The sequence below is a fragment of the Polaribacter sp. KT 15 genome (assembly GCF_900143115.1).
GTDB classification, from domain to species: Bacteria; Bacteroidota; Bacteroidia; order Flavobacteriales; family Flavobacteriaceae; genus Polaribacter; species Polaribacter marinaquae.
This window is the reverse complement of the sequence record NZ_LT670850.1, coordinates 177,080-196,467: the sequence shown is the minus strand read 5'-3', so window position 1 is coordinate 196,467 and position 19,388 is coordinate 177,080. Positions and strand designations below refer to the sequence as shown.

The window sequence follows — 19,388 nt, the reverse complement described above, 5'->3', positions numbered from 1 at the left end:
CTAGGGGGGTTTACACAAACAGCTTTCTTAACAAAATGCTAAAGTTGTAAACAACTGTAAAAAGATGCGTAATTTTGCGACTTAATAAATAATTCAGGATTTATATATTTTGAATTAGAAGTTCAGAAAATTGTGCCAAATATTCGCTTTTTATATTTGGTGCAATTTTTATTTTATCAATTATTAAAAATAAAGAATATGAAAATAATTAAATCTATTGTTGTAGCTAGTTTTGCGCTATTATTAGTTTCTTGTTTTGGTTTTACAAACAAAGAAGATACCCAAAAAGAAGCAATGTATGTTCCGCAAGAACACACAGAAGTTGCCTATTTTGCTAGTGGATGTTTTTGGTGTGTAGAAGCAATTTTTGAAAGTGTAGCAGGAGTAGAAGAGGCAGTTTCTGGTTATGCTGGTGGTAATACTTTAAATCCTACGTACGAGAAAATAGGAACAGGTAAAACAGGTCACGCAGAAACAGTTGCGGTGTATTATAATCCTAAGGAAGTTAGTTTCGAAACTTTAGTTACAGTTTTCTTTGGTTCTCATAACCCAACAACAAAAAATGGGCAACATCCAGATTACGGTACACAATATAGATCGATTGCTTTTTACAAAACAGAAAATGAAAAAAAGATAATTGAAAATGCTATTAAGCAATTAAATGCCGAAGTTTATAAGCGTAAGATTGCTACAGAAGTTACTAAGTTTACAAAATTTTATAAGGCTGAAGAGTATCATCAAGATTTTGAAAGAAGAAATCCAAACCAAAGTTATGTAAAGGCGGTTTCTGTGCCAAGGTTAAACAAGTTTAAGAAAAAATATCCGCAGTTATTAAAGAAAAGTGCGCATTAAACTTTAAGTTATGAATAAAAAAAAGCAACTCATTATGAGTTGCTTTTTTTTATTCAATTTTAAAAAAAACTATTATTTAGTTTCTTTCTTAGCTTCTGCTTTATCAGCAATAATTCTTTTATCCATATTGGCAACTTCCCAAGCAGTATGAAATACTAAGCGAGTTCTATTTTCTAACAACTCGTAGTTAATTTTGTCTGGTGTATCAGATGGTCTGTGGTAATCTGCATGTGTACCGTTAAAGTAAAAAATAATTGGCACGTTATTTTTTGCAAAATTATAATGGTCTGATCTGTAATAGAATCTATTAGGATCTTTCTCATCATTATATTTGTAATCTAAGTTAATGTTTGTATACTTTTTGTTAACAGTTTCAGATAAGTTATGTAATTCTGTACTTAATTTATCAGAACCAATTAAATAAACGTAATTTGGGTCTTCTTTATGTCTGTCATCAATTCTACCAACCATATCGATATTTAAATCGCAAACAGTATTTGCTAAAGGAAATAAAGGATCTACATCTGCGTAGTATTTAGAACCTAACAAACCTTTTTCTTCTCCGGTAACGTGTAAAAATAAAATAGAACGTTTTGGACCTTTACCAGCTTTAGCAGCCATTTGAAAAGCTTGTGCAATTTCTAAAATAGCAACAGTTCCAGAACCGTCATCATCCGCACCATTATAAATTTCTCCGTTTTTTACACCTTCATGATCTAAGTGAGCTGAAATTATTACAATTTCGTCTGGTTTCTCTGTACCTTTAATAAAAGCAACTACGTTTTCAGAATCTTTAAATTTTCCTCTACGTACATTTTTGTTTATCCATTCTGCTGGTACTTCTTGAAAATAATCATCTCCACCTAATGGCGAAACAATTCCTTCAGAAACATAAAAGTTTTTTAAATATTCAACAGCTTTTTTCTGTCCAGGTTCACCAGTATTTCTTCCTTCAAACTCATCAGAAGCATAAGTAAATAGGTGATTACCTAAATCTTTGGCTGTAATTGTTGCTGCATATTTAGCAGCATGATCTACGTTTGCATCTTCATTAGAAGCATTTTTACTAGAACCACAAGCCATAAAAGCTACAGCACTAGCAAGATAAAGTATTTTTTTCATCGATGTAAAAAGTATTTGTTTTTGTAATTAGTATTCAAATGTAACAAAATGTTACACTATCATCAAAATTAGCTTTTGTTTATTACAAATTGTTGTAAGGTTTTGTTAAATATTAACAAATTATTGGGAAATAAATTATCGAAGGCATTGCTTTTAATAAGCTTTTCGGTAGTGCCAAATTGTACTTCATTTTCTTTTAAAAGTATAATTTTATCAGTCATTTTTAAAGCAAGATTTATTTCATGTGAAGAAATAATAATTGTTTTTTTAGTTTCTAAAACCAATTTTTTTAAAAGTGCAAAAATGTTTAAAGTTTGATGCATATCTAAATGTGCAGTTGGCTCGTCTAATATAATTACTTCTGTATCTTGTGCCAATGCTCTTGCTATTAAAACCCGTTGTAATTGACCGTCGCTTAATTCGTAAAACCTTTTATCTTTTAAGTGCGAAATCTCTGTTTGAGAAATCGCTAAATCAATCTTTTTGGTATCATTACTTGTAAGTGTATCTAACCAATTAGTGTGTGGTTGTCTACCTAAAGCAATTAATTCGTAAACTGTTAATTGACTTTCTGGCAAACGTTCTGTTAAAACCAAACTTAGTTTTTTAGAAAGTTCGTATTCTTTGTAAGTACTTAATTTTTTTCCTTCTAAATTAATATGGCCAGAAATTGGTTTTTGCACTTTAGAAAGTGTTCTTAATAAAGTAGACTTTCCGATTCCGTTTTTACCCAAAACGCAGACCAATTCACCTTTTTCTAAGGATAAATTAATATCAGATAAAACAATTTTATCTTGTTTTTTATGCTGATAACCAATATTTAGGTTTTCAGTAGAAATTACAATATGTTTTTTTTCTTCGTTCATTTAAACAAATAATTTCTTTTTTCGAACAAGCAGCCAAATTACAATTGGCGCTCCAAATAAAGAGGTAATTGCATTTATAGGTAAAGTAAATTCGCTTGTTGGTAATTGTGCAATAGTATCGCAAATAAGCATAACAATTGCACCGATTATTAAAACCGCCGGAATTAAAATTTTGTGATTAGAAGTTGTAAATAACATTCTAGCAACATGTGGTACAGCTAAACCAACAAATGCAATTGGGCCTGCAAAAGCAGTAATTACACCGGTTAATAAACTTGTAATTAATAAAATGATATTTCTATTTCTTTTAATATTGATGCCTAAACTTTTTGCATAATTTTCTCCTAATAAAAAACTATTTAAAGGTTTTACTATTGCAACTGTAGCAATAACACCAATAATGTAAATGATAAAAAATATAGAAAGTTCTGGCCATGATAAGTTACCAAGACTACCAAAACTCCAGAATATAAATTGTTGAATTTGAGCTGCTTCACTAAAATAAGACAAAACACTAATAATTGCTGAAGTTAAACTACCAAACATTAAACCAATTATAAGAATAGACATCGTATTTCTAATTTTATTGGCAGCGATTATTACGGCAAATAAAACAAAAAATGCACCTAAACTAGAAGCGATTGGTAAAGACCAATTAGAAAGCGAATTACTTAAAAAATAACCGCCAAATAAAGAGCTTCCTAAAATTAATAAAGCAACACCTAAACTTGCGCCCGAAGAAATACCTAAAACAAAAGGACCAGCTAAAGGATTTCTAAACAATGTTTGCATTAATAAACCAGCAACAGATAAACCAGAGCCAACCAAAACAGCGGTTACTGCTTTTGGCAATCTAAAATTTATAATTATTATTTGCCAACTTTCTTTGGTTGCATTATTTGTAAAAAGAATGTTTAAAATGTCTTTTATTGGTATAGAAACAGAACCTAAACTAATGTTTAAAATAAACAAGAGAAGAAGTACTATAGCTAATAAAATAAAATGTCTTTTATAGTTCTTTTGAAGCATTAATTTGTTTTACAAAATTTTAAGAATGATTTTCATTTAAGAATTTAACCAACTTTTGTATCGCTAAACCTCTATGTGAAATCTTGTTTTTTTCTTCGGATGACATTTCTGCAAAAGATTCAGAAAAACCTGCAGGTTTAAATATAGGATCGTAACCAAAACCTTTTTCACCTTGTTTCTCTTTTAAAATCTCTCCTTCACAAATTCCTTCAAAAATATATTGTTCGTTATTTAAATTTAAGCAAACTGCAGTTCTAAATTGCGCTTTTCTATTTTCTTTGTCTTTCAATTCTGAAAGCAATTTCTGCATGTTGTTTTCAGAATTTGAAGGCTCACCAGCATATCGAGCAGAAAAAACTCCGGGTTTATTATCTAAACTTTCTACTTCTAAACCAGTATCATCTGCAAAACAATTAAAGCCATACTTTTTTGTAATATGATTTGCTTTTAATTTAGCATTGCCTTCTAACGTTAATTCAGTTTCATCAACTTCATCAAAACAGTTTATATCTTTTAAACTTAAAATTTCTATAGAATCAGAAAGTATTTCTTGTACTTCTTTTAGTTTATTTAAGTTATTTGTGGCGAAGACTAATTTCATTTTTAAAACGTAGTTTTTTACAAAAGTAATCAAACAAAAGTGTTGGTAAAAGAATTGTTTATATTAGTCTTTAATTATTTTAAGATATTAAAACTTTTTAAAAAGTTGTTTTTTTAATCGAACAGAATAAAATACTTAAAAATGATGTTCTCTGTAAACCCTTGTTATCATTGGTTTGTCGTGGAAATGTAGGGTTAAAAAGTAACTAATTAATTTGTAATTTTAAATAACAGCATTAACATTGTATGGAATTTAACAAACAACATATTATGGAACAACCTGCACTAGGAAAAAAGATTTTAGAATTAAGAAAGCAAAAAGGTTTTACTCAAGAAGAATTGGTAGAACAATGTAATATTAATGTTAGAACAATTCAAAGAATAGAAGCTGGCGATGTTTCTCCTAGAAGTTATACAATTAAAGCTATTTTAGAAGTTTTAGGTTTTGATTATGAAACCGTTTTTAAAGAACCTTACCAAGTTGGTAAGTTCGATGGAATTTTAAGAATAAACAAAAATAGTATCAACAAGCAACTAAACCTTGCAATGATTTTTGGTATTGTTTATTTCTTAACAGTTTTCTTTGAAATAGGAGCAGATATAATAAGTTTAGAAAAAGATAGTCCATTTTTTAAAATGATATACATTATCATAAAAAGTGTTGCTATTATTTCTATGTTTTTATTCTACCGAGGATTTGTGATTACTGGAGTTCTGTTTCGTAATTATTTATTACAAATAAGCGCATTTTTAATTATTGTTTTTACGTTCTTTTTCTCTTTATTAGATATTACATCCTTATACATATGGCAAGACTTTATAGGTGTTTTTGGTATTGCACAATTAGTAAGTTATGGTGTTTTAAGCATTCTTTTTGGTATTGCAATTAAAAGATTAATCAATTTTGGAGATTTGTCTAAATGGACAGGAATCTTAGAAATAATTACAGGTGTTTGTTTGCTACTAATTATTTTAGCGCCGATTGCAATTTTTACTCAACTTACTGTAGAAATTTTCGAAATAATTTTACTTTACAGAATTTTAATCAATAATAAAACGGAATAGTTACTCGTGATGATAAGGCTCGTTCTTTAGAATTGTAAAACCTCTATAAATTTGTTCAACAATAAAAAGACGAATCATTTGATGAGAAAAAGTCATTTTAGATAAAGAAATTTTGCCTGTTGCCTTTTTATAAACAGCATCAGAAAAACCATAAGGACCACCAATTACCAGTACCAACTGTTTTAAACCAGCATTCATTTTTTTCTGTAAATACTTAGAAAATTCAATAGAAGTATAATGTTTTCCTTTATCATCTAGCAACACCAATTGATCGGTATTCTGAAGTTTCGATAAAATTAATTCTCCTTCTTTTTCTTTTTGCTGTATTTCGCTTAAATTCTTAACATTTTTAATATCTGGTATAATTTCTAGCTGAAATTTTACATAATGTTTTAATCGGTTTTCATATTCATTAATCAATAATAAAAGGTTTTTATTATCTGTTTTACCGATGGCTAATAATTTAATTTTCATAAGGCAAAATTACAAATTATCAATTAGTAAATTGTTATTCGTAATTCATAATATAAAATACTATTTTTACATCAGAATACAGAAAATATGATATCGAAACAACAATTTGAAAAAGAACTAGAACTTATAATAACGAATGCAATTCGTGAGGATATTGGCGATGGAGATCACACGTCTCTTTCTTGTATTCCTGCGGATGCTACTGGTAAAGCAAAATTATTGGTAAAAGACGATGGTATTATAGCAGGTGTAGAATTTGCAAAACAAGTTTTTTCTTATGTAGATAAAGATTTAGAAGTAGAAACTTTTATAAATGATGGAGAAAAAGTAAAGTATGGCGATGTTGTTTTTCATGTTGCAGGTAAATCGCAATCTATATTAATGGCAGAGCGTTTGGTTTTAAATGCTATGCAAAGAATGAGTGCAATTGCTACTAAAACTGCTTTTTTTGCTGATTTATTAAAAGGTACAAAAACAAAGGTTTTAGATACCAGAAAAACTACACCAGGAATTAGAGCTCTAGAAAAATGGGCTGTTAAAATTGGTGGCGGAGAAAACCACAGGTTTGCTTTGTATGATATGGTAATGATTAAAGACAATCATATAGATTTTGCGGGAGGAATTACAGCGGCAATTACAAAAACTAAGAAATATTTGGCAGAAAAAAACTTAGACATTAAGATAATTGTAGAAGCAAGAAGTTTAGAAGAAATAAAAGAAATTTTATCTGTAGAAGGTGTTTATAGAATTTTAATAGACAACTTTAATTATGAAGATACTAGAAAAGCTGTAGCTTTAATTGGTGATACTTGTTTAACAGAATCTTCTGGTGGAATTAACGAAGATACGATTAGAAAATACGCAGAATGTGGCGTAGATTATATTTCTTCTGGTGCATTAACGCATTCGGTTTATAATTTAGATTTAAGTTTAAAAGCAATAGACTAAAATGCTAGACAGTTTTTTTGATAGCGAAACCTACTCGAAAATAGATTTTACTTCGACCAAAATTAAAAAAGGAGAATACGACAATTGTGTTTTTAACAATTGTAATTTCGAAGGAATTCATGCGTCAAATATTCAGTTTGTAGAATGTGAGTTTATAGATTGTAACTTTAGCAATACAGTAATAGGAAATACTGCTTTTAAAGATGTTTGTTTTGTAAATTGTAAGATGATTGGTGTTAAGTTTGATGATGTAGATCCTTTTTTATTAGAACTTTCTTTTAAAGAATGTCAATTAAATTTCACATCATTTTATAAACTTAAAATTCCGAATTCTAAATTTCTGAATTGTAATTTAGAAGCAGCAGATTTTACAGAAGCAGTTGTAAATAACTCTTTGTTTGATAAATCCGACTTAAAAGGAGCTGTTTTCTTTAATACAAATATTGAAAAATCTGATTTTAGAAGTGCTAAAAACTTTAATATCAATCTTAATCAAAATAAATTATCTGGCGCCAAATTTAGTAGAAGTTCTATCGAAGGACTTTTAATTTCTTATAAAATTGTAATAGAATAATATATATTACTAATTAGTATTAGCTAATGACAAAAGAAATAGAAGACAAATTAGAAAAAATACCAATTATAAATATTTTGGTAAAACTCGGTAAGAAAATCAAGATTCCGGGTTTAGAAGGTATGTCTTTATATGATGTTTTAGAAATGTATTTTATTGGTATTGTAGAAGGTGCTTTAACAACAAGAGCAGGCGGAATTGCATATAGTTTCTTTATGTCAATTTTTCCATTTATGTTATTTGTGCTTACTTTAATTCCGTTTTTACCAATAGAAGGCGCTCAAGAAGGTTTATTATCTGTAATTTCTGATGTTTTACCACCAAAAACTTTTGATGCGGTAGATTCTGTGTTAGTTGATATTATCAAAAATCAATATGGAGGCTTGCTATCATTTGGTTTTATTGGTTCAATATTTTTAATGACAAATGGTGTAAATGCTATTTTTGGTGGTTTCGAATATTCGTATCATGTTAAAGAAGTAAGAAACGTTTTTCGTTCTTATTTTGTAGCAATGTTAGTATCTATAATTATCGTTTTATTTTTACTTGTTACGGTATCTTTAATAATATTTTTCGAATTAATTCTAAAAGACATGGTAACATTAGGTTGGTTAGAAGATAACATTATTTGGATTCAATTAGTAAGAGGTTTTATATTTTTATTGATGATATTTTTAACAGTATCTATGTTATATCATTATGGCGTTAAAGAAGGTAAACATTCTAAATTTTTTTCCCCAGGAGCTGTATTTACTACGCTTTTATCAATTTTAACTTTCTATTTATTTAGTTATTATGTAAACGAATTTGCCAAATACAACGAGTTGTATGGTTCTATTGGTACACTTTTAATATTGATGTTGTTTATTTGGCTAAATGCAATTATACTTTTGCTTGGTTTCGAATTAAACGCTTCTATTTACTCTTTAAGAAGGTTAAATAAAACCTTTAGAACACCTAAAAAATTATAACTTTTTCACGATATTTGCACTCGCAATTTTTAATTGAGAATATTTAATTTTAAGCAATTGGTTTTGGTAAAACTACTAAAACTAAAAACTAAAACTTTTTTTAATGAAACCAAGCATCCCAAAAGGAACAAGAGATTTTTCGCCAACAGAAGTAGCAAACAGAACGTATATCATGAATACGATAAAAACTGCGTTTGAAACTTTTGGATTTCAGCCAATAGAAACACCAAGTTTTGAAAACTCATCAACTTTAATGGGTAAATATGGTGAAGAAGGAGATAGGCTTATCTTTAAGATTTTAAACTCAGGAGATTTTCTTAAAAAAGCTGATGAAAAACTTTTATCAGAAAAAAATAGCTTAAAACTTACTTCTCAAATATCAGAAAAAGCATTGCGTTATGATTTAACAGTGCCTTTTGCACGCTATGTTGTGCAACATCAAAATGATATTACTTTTCCTTTTAAGCGTTATCAAGTTCAGCCAGTTTGGAGAGCAGATAGACCGCAAAAAGGAAGATTTAGAGAGTTTTTTCAATGTGATGCAGATGTTGTTGGTAGTAAATCTCTATGGCAAGAAGTTGAGTTTGTACAATTATATGATGCTGTTTTTAGCAAACTAGGTTTGGCAAAAACAACTATAAAAATGAATAACAGAAAAATACTTTCTGGTATTGCAGAAGTAATTGGCGCTCAAGATAAATTAATAGATTTTACGGTTGCTTTAGATAAATTAGACAAAATAGGTAAAGATGGTGTTGTAAAAGAAATGTTATCTAAAGGAATTACCGAAGATGCTATCGAAAAAGTACAACCATTATTCGATTTTTCTGGTTCTAATATAGATAAATTAACTTCTTTAGAAGCAATGTTGGCTTCTTCTGTAGAAGGAACAAACGGAGTAGAAGAGTTACGTTTTGTAATAGATTCTATTGAAGGTTTAGGTTTAGAAACTGCTAACTTAGAAATAGATGTAACTTTAGCTAGAGGTTTAAATTATTACACAGGTGCAATTTTTGAAGTGGCAGCACCAGAGGGCGTAAAAATGGGTTCTATTGGCGGTGGAGGAAGATATGATGATTTAACAGGAATCTTTGGTTTAAAAGATGTTTCTGGAGTTGGTATTTCTTTCGGATTAGATAGAATTTACTTAGTATTAGAAGAATTAGGGTTATTTAAATCTGTAGATTTACCAAAGCCTAAGGTTGTTTTTCTAAATTTTGAAGCAGAGTCGGATTTGTTAAAAATGAAAGCTATTAAAGAATTGAGAAATCACAATATCAAATCAGAATTTTATCCAGATTTAGGTGAAAGTAATAAGGCACAAAAACGACAATGGAAATATGTAACAAATAGAGCAATAGAATTTGTTGTTTCTAAAGTTGAGAATGATATTTTTACTTTTAAAAACATGATTTCTGGTGAACAGAATGATGTTTCATTAGAAGAATTAATTTCAGAATTAAAAGCTTAATAAATTATAGTTAGATAGTTTATATTTATTAAGAAATTAAGATAATACGTTGCAAAGACGTAAATTTGCACTATAATTAAGAATGAAATGTTTGAATTGAACAGCAAAATGAATGACGAAAGAATTGAAGATTTAGGAGAAAATCACGTGGCAACATCTGCAGAAAACCCTGTAAGACCAGATGCTTTTGATATTTCTAACGAAGAAAAAATAGCAAAGATAGAAGAAAGTGTTAAAGATATTCTATACACTCTTGGTATGGATTTAACAGATGATAGTATGCAAGGTACTCCTAAAAGAGTTGCTAAAGCATTTGTGAATGAAATGTTTATGGGCTTAGATCCTAAAAACAAGCCAAAAGCGTCTACATTCGATAATAACTACAATTATGGTGAAATGCTAGTTGAAAAAAACATTGTTGTTTATTCTACTTGCGAGCACCACTTGTTACCAATTATTGGTAGAGCTCATGTTGCTTATATTTCTGACGGTAAAGTAATTGGTCTTTCTAAAATGAATAGAATTGTTGAGTATTTTGCAAAAAGACCACAAGTGCAAGAACGTTTAACTATGCAAATAGTTCAGGCAATGCAAGAAGCATTAGGTACAGACGATGTAGCTTGTGTAATAGATGCAAAACACTTGTGTGTAAACTCAAGAGGAATTAAAGATATCGAAAGTTCAACTGTAACTGCAGAATTTGGCGGAAAGTTTAACGAAAAAGAAACAAAAAGAGAGTTTTTAGACTATCTTAAAATGGATACTAAATTCTAAATTTAGTAAATATTACCATACATTAAAAAGCCGTTTAGATTTTTCTAAACGGCTTTTTTGTATACATTCTTTTTTGATTTTTATGCTGAAAAATAAATATTTAAAAATTTTTTGAGACACTATTAAAATTTTCACGTTCTTATAGTGTAAACAAAATTAATCAACCAACCATTTTTTGAGTACAGTCAAAATTATAAAAAAATGTAAAGAGAATAATTATACAGCTCAGTTAGAGGTGTATAACTCATATAAAAATATGATGTTGAATTCTGTTATTCAGATTGTGAAAAACAAATCTCAAGCAGAAGATATTGTTCAAGATTCATTTATAAAGGGTTTTCAAAAAATAAAAAATTTAGATAATAACGCAAATTTAGGAGCTTGGTTAAAGCGAATAGCAATCAATAATTCGCTAGATTATTTAAGAAACAAGAAGAAATTTAATTTTATAGATGACAGTTCTATTTTAGAACTATGCTTAGAAGAGAAAGAAGAAGAGGTTGATGAATCTATTTCTATTGATTTTATTAAAAAATGCATACATCAACTTAAAGAAAAATATAGAATTATACTCGTTTTGTATTTAATAGAAGATTATAATCATAGAGAAATAGGAGAGATGCTTTCATTAAATGAAAGCACAGTTAGAAATCAATATAAGAGAGGTAAAGATTTACTTTTAAAAATGATTCAGCAATAATAATTATGAATTTAAAAAATTATATACATAAAAATAAACAAGCATTTACAGAAGAAAAAATGTCTGTAGAAGCAGATAGAAATTTTAAAAACTTATTAGAGAGTAAGTTTCATAAAAAGAAGATGTTACGTTCTTTAGTTATAAAATATGTTTCTATCGCAGCTTGTTTTACAATTGTTTTTCTTTCAGTTCTTTGGATTGAAAAAAATGTTACTGTTAATAATGAAACAAAAAACCTAATAGCTAATTTAGAAAATAAATCTGCAGGTAAAAGATTAGAGAGTATTTATAAATTTAATGATAATTATAAAAAAGAGGATAAAATTATAATTGATAAACTTATTAATATCCTTATAAATGATAAAAACGTTAATGTAAGAATTGCAAGTATAGATGCATTATTAATGTTTCCTTCTAACGAAAGAATAAGACAAAATTTAATAGACGCTTTAGGAAGAGACGAAAGTCCTTTAGTACAAATCAAACTAATAAAAGCAGTAAGTTTTTTAAGAGAAAATCGCGCGAAAGAACCTCTTAAAAGGCTTATAAATAATAATGAAACCTTTACGATAGTTAAAAATAATGCAACTTTAGCTATGGTAAAATTAAAAAACTAAACACATGAAAAAAATAAATATAATATTCGTTTTTATTCTATCAATCACATTTTTAAATACAAAAGCACAAGAAAAAAAAATAAATTTTAATAAAGGAACTTTAAAGATTTGTTCTTCAAAAAGTTTTATTATTGAAGGATATGATGGAGATGAGGTAATAATAGAAAGTTTACATCAAAAAAATAAAGTAAACTTTAAAGCTGTAAGTAAAAAATCTTCAAAATCAAATAAAGCAGGTGGTTCTGTATTTTCTTTCAAAGGAGTAAGTGGTGATTTTTCAAAAAAAAAGAAAAAAAAATGGGTTGTAACTCCTGGGGATAGTAGTGTTACATTTTCAGATAAAGACTCTACTATTGCGGTTAAAGAAAAGACTAAAAAAATTAGTTATTCAGTTAGCGGGGCATATACAGATGATGATAAAATAATAAAACCTAAAACTGTTTTTTTTAAAATTGATGATCCCACTCGAAAAGATGGTTTAAAAAGACTTGGTAAAAAAGAAGAAAATAGTGAGTTAGCAATATATTTTACTATCGAAAAAAAGGGTGATGAATTAATTTTTAAGGATAAAGTTGATGGTAATCTTATCATGACAAGTTATAGAGAACAATACAAAATTAAAATTCCTAATTCTTTGCATTTAAATTGGACAACTAGTTGCAACACATCGAAAAAGAATAGCAATCATTTCTTTTTTAATTCTGAAAAATCAAGTTTGTCTAATTTTGATGGTGAAGTAGAGATTTCGTCTTCAGTAAGTAATATTAACTTAAAAGATGTTACTGGTCCTGTTTCTATAAATTCTATTGGTGGTAATGTTACTATTGAGTTTGATAAAAAAATGCCAAAAGAACTGTATTCAATTTACTCAAATAATGGTTTTATTGACATTACTTTACCATCTGAGTCTAGTTTAAATTTAGATGCAAATGCTTCTGATATTTTTACAGATATAGATTTTAAAATTTTAGAAGAAAAAGAACTAGATAATCTTCAAAAAATGAAGTTGAAATTAAATTCAGGTAAAGTTTTAATGAAGTTAAATGCTGGCTTAGGTAATATCTATTTAAGAAAAAAATAGTAGATTGTAATTAAAATTAAAAAAGCCGTTTAGAAAATCTAAACGGCTTTTTTGTATATAATAAATTGGTGTTTTATTTGTTAACTAAAACCCATTCACCTTTTTCAATTAAAGGTATTGCTTGTTTAAATTTTACTACTTTTTCTTCGCCACTCATAACGTTTTTAATAGTTACACGTTCGTTTCTACCAACTTTGGGTTGATCTCTAACAATTGTTTCTACAGGTTCAGATGGCTGTTGTTTAGAGTTAGAAATAGCTTGCTCTGTAGTATTTTGAACATCGGCTTTACTTGTATTTAAACTTTCTCTTCTAACTTCTTTTGCTTCAGAAATCTGATTAGAATCTTGTGTTGGTAATTCACCTTTAAATAAGAATGATAATACTTCTTTATTGATTTCATCTACAGTTTTCTTAAACAACTCGAATGCTTCAAACTTATAAATTAATAAAGGATCTTTTTGTTCGTAAGATGCATTTTGTACAGAATGCTTCAATTCATCCATTTTACGCAAATGCTCTTTCCAGTTTTCATCTATAATAGCTAAAGTTATATTTTTTTCGAAATCTGTTACTAAACTTTTACCTTCACTCTCATATGCTTCTTTTAAGTTTGTAACAACTTGTAAAGATTTGATACCATCTGTAAAAGGAACAACAATTCTCTCATAGCGATCACCTTCATTTTCAAAAACATCTTTAATTACAGGAAAAGCTAAAACTGCATTTCTTTCAATTTTGTTTTTGTAATGTTCTGTTATTAGATCATATAATTTATCAGCCAATTCTTTTTCTGAAAGCTTGTTGAATTCTTCTTCTGAAAAAGGAGAAGTCATTGAAGAAAACTTAATTAATTCGAATTCGAAATTCTGATAATCTCTTGCGGCTTTATTATTATTTATTATTGATTCACAAGTTTCATAAATCATATTTGCAATATCTAATTGCAAACGTTTACCATCTAAAGCATTTCTTCTTCTTTTATAAACAAACTCTCTTTGAGCGTTCATAATATCATCATATTCTAAAAGACGTTTACGAATACCAAAGTTGTTTTCTTCTACTTTTTTCTGAGCTCTTTCAATAGATTTAGAAATCATAGAGTGTTGAATTACTTCACCTTCTTTTAATCCCATTCTATCCATCATTTTTGCAATTCTATCAGAACCGAAAAGACGCATTAAATTATCATCTAAAGCAACATAAAATTGAGAAGAACCAACATCACCTTGTCTACCAGCACGACCTCTTAATTGTCTGTCTACACGACGAGAATCATGACGCTCTGTACCTATAATAGCCAAACCACCAGCAGCTTTAACTTCATCTGAAAGTTTAATATCTGTACCACGACCTGCCATGTTTGTTGCAATTGTAACAACACCAGGTTTACCAGCTTCTGCAACTACATCTGCTTCTCTTTTGTGTAATTTTGCATTTAAAATATTATGAGGAATTTTACGCATTTGTAACATTCTACCTAATAATTCTGATATTTCTACAGATGTTGTACCAACAAGTACTGGTCTTTTTTCTGCAACTAATTTAACTATATCTTCTATAACTGCATTGTATTTTTCACGAGCAGTTTTGTAAACTAAATCTTCTTTATCGTCTCTTTGAATTGGTCTGTTTGTAGGAATTTCTACAACATCTAACTTGTAGATTTCCCATAATTCTCCTGCTTCTGTAATTGCAGTACCTGTCATACCAGATAATTTACGGTACATTCTAAAGTAATTTTGAAGTGTAACTGTAGCAAAAGTTTGCGTAGCATCTTCAATTTTTACATTTTCTTTAGCTTCGATTGCTTGGTGTAAACCATCAGAATAACGACGACCATCCATAATACGTCCCGTTTGTTCATCAACAATCATAACTTTATTATCCATGACAACATATTCTACATCTTTTTCAAAAACGGTATACGCTTTTAAAAGTTGGTTCATTGTATGAATACGCTCGCTTTTAATACTAAAGTCTTTATAAAGTTCTTCTTTTAAAGAAGCTTTTTCTTCTGGTGAAGCATCAGAACTATCGATACTTCCTATTTTTACACCAATATCTGGTAAAACAAAGAAAGTTTCGTTTTGTGTTTTTTCTGATAAATGTGCGATACCTTTATCTGTTAAATCAATTTGATTATTTTTTTCTTCGATAACAAACCAAAGTGCCTCATCTACTTCTGGCATTAATTTGTTATTGTCTTGCATGTAGTAGTTTTCTGTCTTTTGAAGAATTTGCTTGATTCCTTCTTGTGATAAAAACTTAATTAATGCTTTGTTTTTTGGTAAACCTCTGTAAACTCTTAATAATTGAAAACCCCCTTCTTTTGTATCGCCAGCAGCAATAAGTTTTTTAGCTTCTGCTAAAACACCAATTAAATACTTACTTTGTATCCCTACTAATTCGTTAACTAAAGGTTTTAACTCGTTAAACTCGTGTCTGTCTCCTTGTGGTACGGGTCCAGATATTATTAAAGGCGTTCTTGCATCATCAATTAAAACAGAATCAACTTCATCAATAATTGCATAATTTGGCGCTCTTTGTACTAAATCGTCTTTAGAGCTTGCCATATTATCTCTTAAGTAATCGAAACCAAATTCATTATTTGTTCCGTAAGTTATATCTGCATTATAAGCTTTTCTACGTGCATCTGAATTTGGTTGGTGATAATCGATACAATCTGTTGTAAAACCATGGAATTCAAAAATTGGTCCCATCCAAGCTTTATCACGTTTTGCTAAATAATCATTTACAGTAACTAAATGTACACCATTACCTGTTAATGCATTTAAATAAACAGGAAGAGTAGAAACTAAAGTTTTACCTTCACCTGTCATCATTTCTGCAATTTTACCTTGATGTAAAACAGAACCACCAATTAATTGCACGTCATAATGTACCATATCCCAAGTTACAGGTTTCCCTGCAGCATCCCAAGAATTTGCCCAAATAGCTTTGTCACCATCTAATGTAACGTGATCTCTTTCGCCAGATAACTCTCTATCATAAGGAGATGCAGAAACCACTATTTCTTTATTCTCTACAAAACGTTTTGCTGTTTCTTTAACTACAGCAAAAGCTTCTGGCATAATTTGCATTAATGTTTCTTCAGAAACTTTGTATGCGTCATCTTTTAAAGTATCAATTTCTGCATAAATTTCTTCTTGTCTGTCTATATCTGCTTTAACAGCTTCTTCTTCTAAAGCAGTTATTTGATCGTCAAACTTTTTAGTTGCCGTTTTAATTCTTTCTTTAAACTCGATGGTTTTAGCTCGTAATTCATCGTTAGTAAGTTTAGAAAAAGTTATTTCAAACTTTTTTACATCATCTACAACTGGTTGTAAAATCTTTAAATCTTTCTGTTGTTTATCACCTACAAAAAGTTTTATTACAGAATTTAAAATACTCATTTATTAATATGTTTTTAGTAGCTAAAAAAATAGCTTTATTATTTGGTTGTATATCAGGTTTTTATAAATAATAAATTTTTGTTTTCTTCTGTTAAAAAGAAAACAAAAAAAAAGCCTCTTTAGAGACTTTTATATTTAATTATCATGTTTAGTATTCATCCTCATTCCAAAGATAATCATCTTCGGTTGGATAATCTGGCCAAATCTCAATAATCGAGTCGTATGCATCACCCTCATCTTCTATGTCTTGTAGATTTTCTACTACTTCTAAAGGAGAACCGGTTCTAATAGCATAATCTATTAACTCATCTTTGGTTGCTGGCCAAGGCGCATCTGCTAAATAAGATGCTAATTCTAATGTCCAATACATTTCTTATCGTTTAATTTTGTGCAAAAATAATTTTTTTGCTGAATTATGCAAGTCTTTTTTAAGAAATTTATTGTGAAGTAATTATTAAATTTTGTGAATCACTTAAAATTAGTGTTTTAAATCTAAAAAAAACTTCAAATCGATAAAAAAAGAACTTATTAATTTTTCTCAGGAATCCATTTTAATTCCTCTACTTGTAAGTCTTTAGACAATTTTCGTGCCAACACAAAAAGGTAGTCAGAAAGTCTGTTTAAATATTTTAAGATCTCATTATTAATAGTTTCTTGGTCGTTTAACTCTACAGATAAACGTTCTGCTCTTCTACAAACACACCTTGCAACGTGACAAAATGACACTGCTTGGTGACCTCCTGGTAAAATAAAGTGAGTCATTTGTGGTAATTCGGCATCCATTTTATCAATTTCTTTTTCTAAAAACGAAATAGAGTTCTCATTAATTTTAGGAATATTTAATCTTTCTTTACCAGATTTTAGCGTTTCTTTTTCTGGTGGAGTAGCTAACATTGCACCCAAAGTAAATAACTCGTTCTGAATTTTGAAAAGTGAAGTTTTAACTTCTGAATTAATTTCTTGGTCTTTAATTAAGCCAATATATGCATTTAACTCATCTACTGTGCCATAACTATCGATGCGTAAATTGTATTTTTTAACTCTAGTTCCTCCAAATAAAGCAGTTGTTCCGGCATCACCGGTTTTTGTATATATTTTCATTTAATTTTGTCTGAATTTAATATTTTCAAATTTACAAAAGTTATTCTTTAGAGTTTTATTAAACTCTAATTTTAAAATGTTCTTTAGCTTGTTCCTTTCTAAAAAATACCAATCCGAAATAAAATAAATCTACTGTAACGGTTACATTCTTATCGTTTTTTATTTCTAACCATGCTTCTTGCATTTCTTGGTTCCAATAAATATCATCAAAAATAAATATTGATTCATTATGTATTGTTTGTAAACAATTATTAAAATATTTTAAAGTTGCATTTTTTGTGTGATTTCCATCAAAATAAATTACATCGAATTCTCTTTCATTTATTGACGTATTTAGTGTTTTACTAAAGTCGCCAACTCTAACTTCAATATTTTTAAAATTTTTACTTTCAAAAAGGTTTTTTGCTATTTTACTTGTTTCTTGGCATCCTTCTAAAGTTGTAATTTTTGCAGAATGATTTGCAATTTTAAATACGGAAGTGGCTAAACCTAGAGATGTACCAAACTCTAAGATATTTAATGGCTTAAAATAAGTTACAATTTTTAAAAGAATGGAAGCTTTTTTATTCGAAATACCAGCAACTTTGGCTATTTTAGAAACTTGTCTTTTATTATTTTTAAAAACTTTTGAACCCGACCCAAAATCTGTGACTTCAATTATTTTTTTATTGTCTAATAATTGCTGTTTAATATTTTTGAATTCAGACCAAAGTTTTTTACTTTTTTTAGAATACAATCCTTTGGTAACCAATTTATACACAAAAGGGGAATGAACACCATGTTGATTACTAGATTTTAGTAAAAATTGAAGATATTTTTTTTGTTGATACAGCATTATAGATAAATGAAAAAACGAAAATAAAATAAAATTATAGCTTTACACTTATAAAAAGTATATTTGTAATTATTGACATTAAAATCTAAAATGAAAAAATACTTAATATTACTCTTTGGGGTAGTTTTTTTTAGTTCTTGTTTATCTAACAAAGAGTTAACGTATCTACAAGGAAACCCAACATCTAATTCAGAAATTAAAAGGATTAACAATATACCTTATAAATTACAAGTAGACGATATTTTGAATATTACAATATCTTCTAAAAAACCAGAAATTGTTGCTGTTTTTCAAAAACAAAATTTAAATAACGGAACAGGAAATGGAGGAGGAGGATCGAATGGTAGCAGTCAGGGTTATTTTTCTGATTACAGTATTGATAACTATGGTAACATTAGAATACCAACATTAGGTGAAATAAATGTATTAGGTTATACTGAGTTAGAAACAAGAAGGAAAATAGAAGATATTTTAAGACAAGATTATATTAATAATGACGAAAGCTTATATGTTTCTGTGAAACTTTCTGGAATTAGATATACTATCTTAGGTGAAATAAATAATACAGGAACAAATGTTATATATCAAAACAGAGTTTCTATTATTGATGCAATCGCAAATTCAGGTGATATTACAGATGTTGGTAATAGAAAAGCTGTTGAGATTATTAGAAAAACAAATAATGGAACTAAAAAGTTTGTAATAGACTTAACTAATATTGATGTATTAAACGATGAAGCTTTTTATATTAAGCCTAATGATATAATTAATATTAAACCATTAAAAGAAAAATCTTGGGGAACTGGTACTACTGGTTTGCAGAGTTTAACTACGATAGTTTCTTTATTAACACTTATTTCTACAACAATAATTTTAGCAAGAAATTTATAAAA

The 19,388-nt window shown here is 28.4% G+C and carries 20 protein-coding genes; 11 read left to right on the top strand and 9 right to left on the bottom strand.

All coding sequences use genetic code 11. The annotated features are described in order from the left end of the window. Positions 1-198: 198 nt before the first annotated feature. Positions 199-852 carry a peptide-methionine (S)-S-oxide reductase MsrA gene (gene msrA, locus B5464_RS00990; protein ID WP_079736834.1) on the top strand — a complete coding sequence of 218 codons (654 nt, stop codon included), beginning with the start codon at positions 199-201 and terminating at the stop codon, positions 850-852. A 72-nt stretch (positions 853-924) separates the two neighbouring features. Here the strand turns inward: msrA and B5464_RS00985 are convergent, their stop codons facing one another. The 4 genes from B5464_RS00985 to B5464_RS00970 all read right to left on the bottom strand — a co-directional run bounded on the left by B5464_RS00985 (position 925) and on the right by B5464_RS00970 (position 4,470). Next, positions 925-1,974 carry a M28 family metallopeptidase gene (locus tag B5464_RS00985; RefSeq protein ID WP_079736833.1) on the bottom strand — a complete coding sequence of 350 codons (1,050 nt, stop codon included), beginning with the start codon at positions 1,972-1,974 and terminating at the stop codon, positions 925-927. Between the two features lie 68 nt (positions 1,975-2,042). Then, positions 2,043-2,840 carry an ABC transporter ATP-binding protein gene (locus tag B5464_RS00980; protein WP_079736832.1) on the bottom strand — a complete coding sequence of 266 codons (798 nt, stop codon included), beginning with the start codon at positions 2,838-2,840 and terminating at the stop codon, positions 2,043-2,045. After that, positions 2,841-3,869, bottom strand: a complete 1,029-nt coding sequence (locus B5464_RS00975) for an iron ABC transporter permease (protein WP_079736831.1) — start codon at positions 3,867-3,869, stop codon at positions 2,841-2,843. It lies immediately after the preceding gene. Between the two features lie 19 nt (positions 3,870-3,888). Beyond that, on the bottom strand, positions 3,889-4,470 hold the full coding sequence (locus tag B5464_RS00970; protein ID WP_079736830.1) for a non-canonical purine NTP diphosphatase: 582 nt from the start codon (positions 4,468-4,470) through the stop codon (positions 3,889-3,891). Between the two features lie 269 nt (positions 4,471-4,739). Between B5464_RS00970 and B5464_RS00965 the strand changes: the two genes are divergently transcribed. Then, positions 4,740-5,534, top strand: coding sequence for a helix-turn-helix domain-containing protein (locus B5464_RS00965; RefSeq protein WP_172830838.1), 795 nt, complete (start codon positions 4,740-4,742; stop codon positions 5,532-5,534). Here the strand turns inward: B5464_RS00965 and rlmH are convergent, their stop codons facing one another. Next, positions 5,535-6,008 carry a 23S rRNA (pseudouridine(1915)-N(3))-methyltransferase RlmH gene (gene rlmH / locus B5464_RS00960; protein WP_077809581.1) on the bottom strand — a complete coding sequence of 158 codons (474 nt, stop codon included), beginning with the start codon at positions 6,006-6,008 and terminating at the stop codon, positions 5,535-5,537. Positions 6,009-6,095: 87 nt separating this feature from the next. Here rlmH and nadC point away from each other — a divergent pair, with 87 nt between their 5' ends. From nadC to B5464_RS00920, 8 genes are all read left to right on the top strand, one after another. Further along, complete coding sequence (gene nadC, locus B5464_RS00955) at positions 6,096-6,956, top strand: carboxylating nicotinate-nucleotide diphosphorylase (RefSeq protein WP_079736828.1); 861 nt, start codon at positions 6,096-6,098, stop codon at positions 6,954-6,956. A gap of 1 nt (position 6,957) precedes the next feature. Next, positions 6,958-7,530, top strand: a complete 573-nt coding sequence (locus B5464_RS00950; protein WP_079736827.1) for a pentapeptide repeat-containing protein — start codon at positions 6,958-6,960, stop codon at positions 7,528-7,530. A gap of 26 nt (positions 7,531-7,556) precedes the next feature. After that, positions 7,557-8,501, top strand: a complete 945-nt coding sequence (locus B5464_RS00945) for a YihY/virulence factor BrkB family protein (protein WP_079736826.1) — start codon at positions 7,557-7,559, stop codon at positions 8,499-8,501. A 103-nt stretch (positions 8,502-8,604) separates the two neighbouring features. Then, positions 8,605-9,972: a histidine--tRNA ligase gene (gene hisS, locus B5464_RS00940; RefSeq protein WP_079736825.1), complete on the top strand. Its 1,368-nt coding sequence runs from the start codon at positions 8,605-8,607 to the stop codon at positions 9,970-9,972. Between the two features lie 108 nt (positions 9,973-10,080). Continuing rightward, the gene (folE, locus tag B5464_RS00935; protein WP_231963621.1) at positions 10,081-10,746 is read left to right on the top strand and encodes a GTP cyclohydrolase I FolE; all 666 of its coding nucleotides are present in this window, start codon (positions 10,081-10,083) and stop codon (positions 10,744-10,746) included. Positions 10,747-10,921: 175 nt separating this feature from the next. Next, positions 10,922-11,446, top strand: coding sequence for an RNA polymerase sigma factor (locus B5464_RS00930; RefSeq protein WP_154066913.1), 525 nt, complete (start codon positions 10,922-10,924; stop codon positions 11,444-11,446). Between the two features lie 5 nt (positions 11,447-11,451). Beyond that, positions 11,452-12,063 carry a HEAT repeat domain-containing protein gene (locus tag B5464_RS00925; protein WP_079736823.1) on the top strand — a complete coding sequence of 204 codons (612 nt, stop codon included), beginning with the start codon at positions 11,452-11,454 and terminating at the stop codon, positions 12,061-12,063. A gap of 4 nt (positions 12,064-12,067) precedes the next feature. Further along, positions 12,068-13,144 carry a hypothetical protein gene (locus tag B5464_RS00920; RefSeq protein WP_079736822.1) on the top strand — a complete coding sequence of 359 codons (1,077 nt, stop codon included), beginning with the start codon at positions 12,068-12,070 and terminating at the stop codon, positions 13,142-13,144. A gap of 73 nt (positions 13,145-13,217) precedes the next feature. Here B5464_RS00920 and secA read toward each other — a convergent pair whose 3' ends face one another. The 4 genes from secA to B5464_RS00900 form a co-directional block, all read right to left on the bottom strand. Further along, the gene (secA, locus tag B5464_RS00915) at positions 13,218-16,559 is read right to left on the bottom strand and encodes a preprotein translocase subunit SecA (protein WP_079736821.1); all 3,342 of its coding nucleotides are present in this window, start codon (positions 16,557-16,559) and stop codon (positions 13,218-13,220) included. A gap of 148 nt (positions 16,560-16,707) precedes the next feature. Beyond that, positions 16,708-16,929 (bottom strand): DUF2795 domain-containing protein, encoded by a 222-nt coding sequence (locus B5464_RS00910; RefSeq protein WP_077809574.1) that lies wholly within the window; start codon positions 16,927-16,929, stop codon positions 16,708-16,710. Positions 16,930-17,087: 158 nt separating this feature from the next. Further along, a complete protein-coding gene (locus B5464_RS00905; RefSeq protein ID WP_079736820.1) occupies positions 17,088-17,660 on the bottom strand; it encodes a cob(I)yrinic acid a,c-diamide adenosyltransferase in 573 nt (190 codons plus the stop codon). A 58-nt stretch (positions 17,661-17,718) separates the two neighbouring features. Beyond that, entirely contained in the window at positions 17,719-18,495 is a 777-nt protein-coding gene (locus tag B5464_RS00900; protein WP_079736819.1) for an O-methyltransferase, read from the bottom strand. 90 nt (positions 18,496-18,585) lie between these two features. On the opposite strand from B5464_RS00900, the gene B5464_RS00895 reads away from it, so the two are divergent. Next, positions 18,586-19,386, top strand: a complete 801-nt coding sequence (locus B5464_RS00895) for a polysaccharide biosynthesis/export family protein (protein WP_079736818.1) — start codon at positions 18,586-18,588, stop codon at positions 19,384-19,386. Positions 19,387-19,388 lie beyond the last annotated feature (2 nt).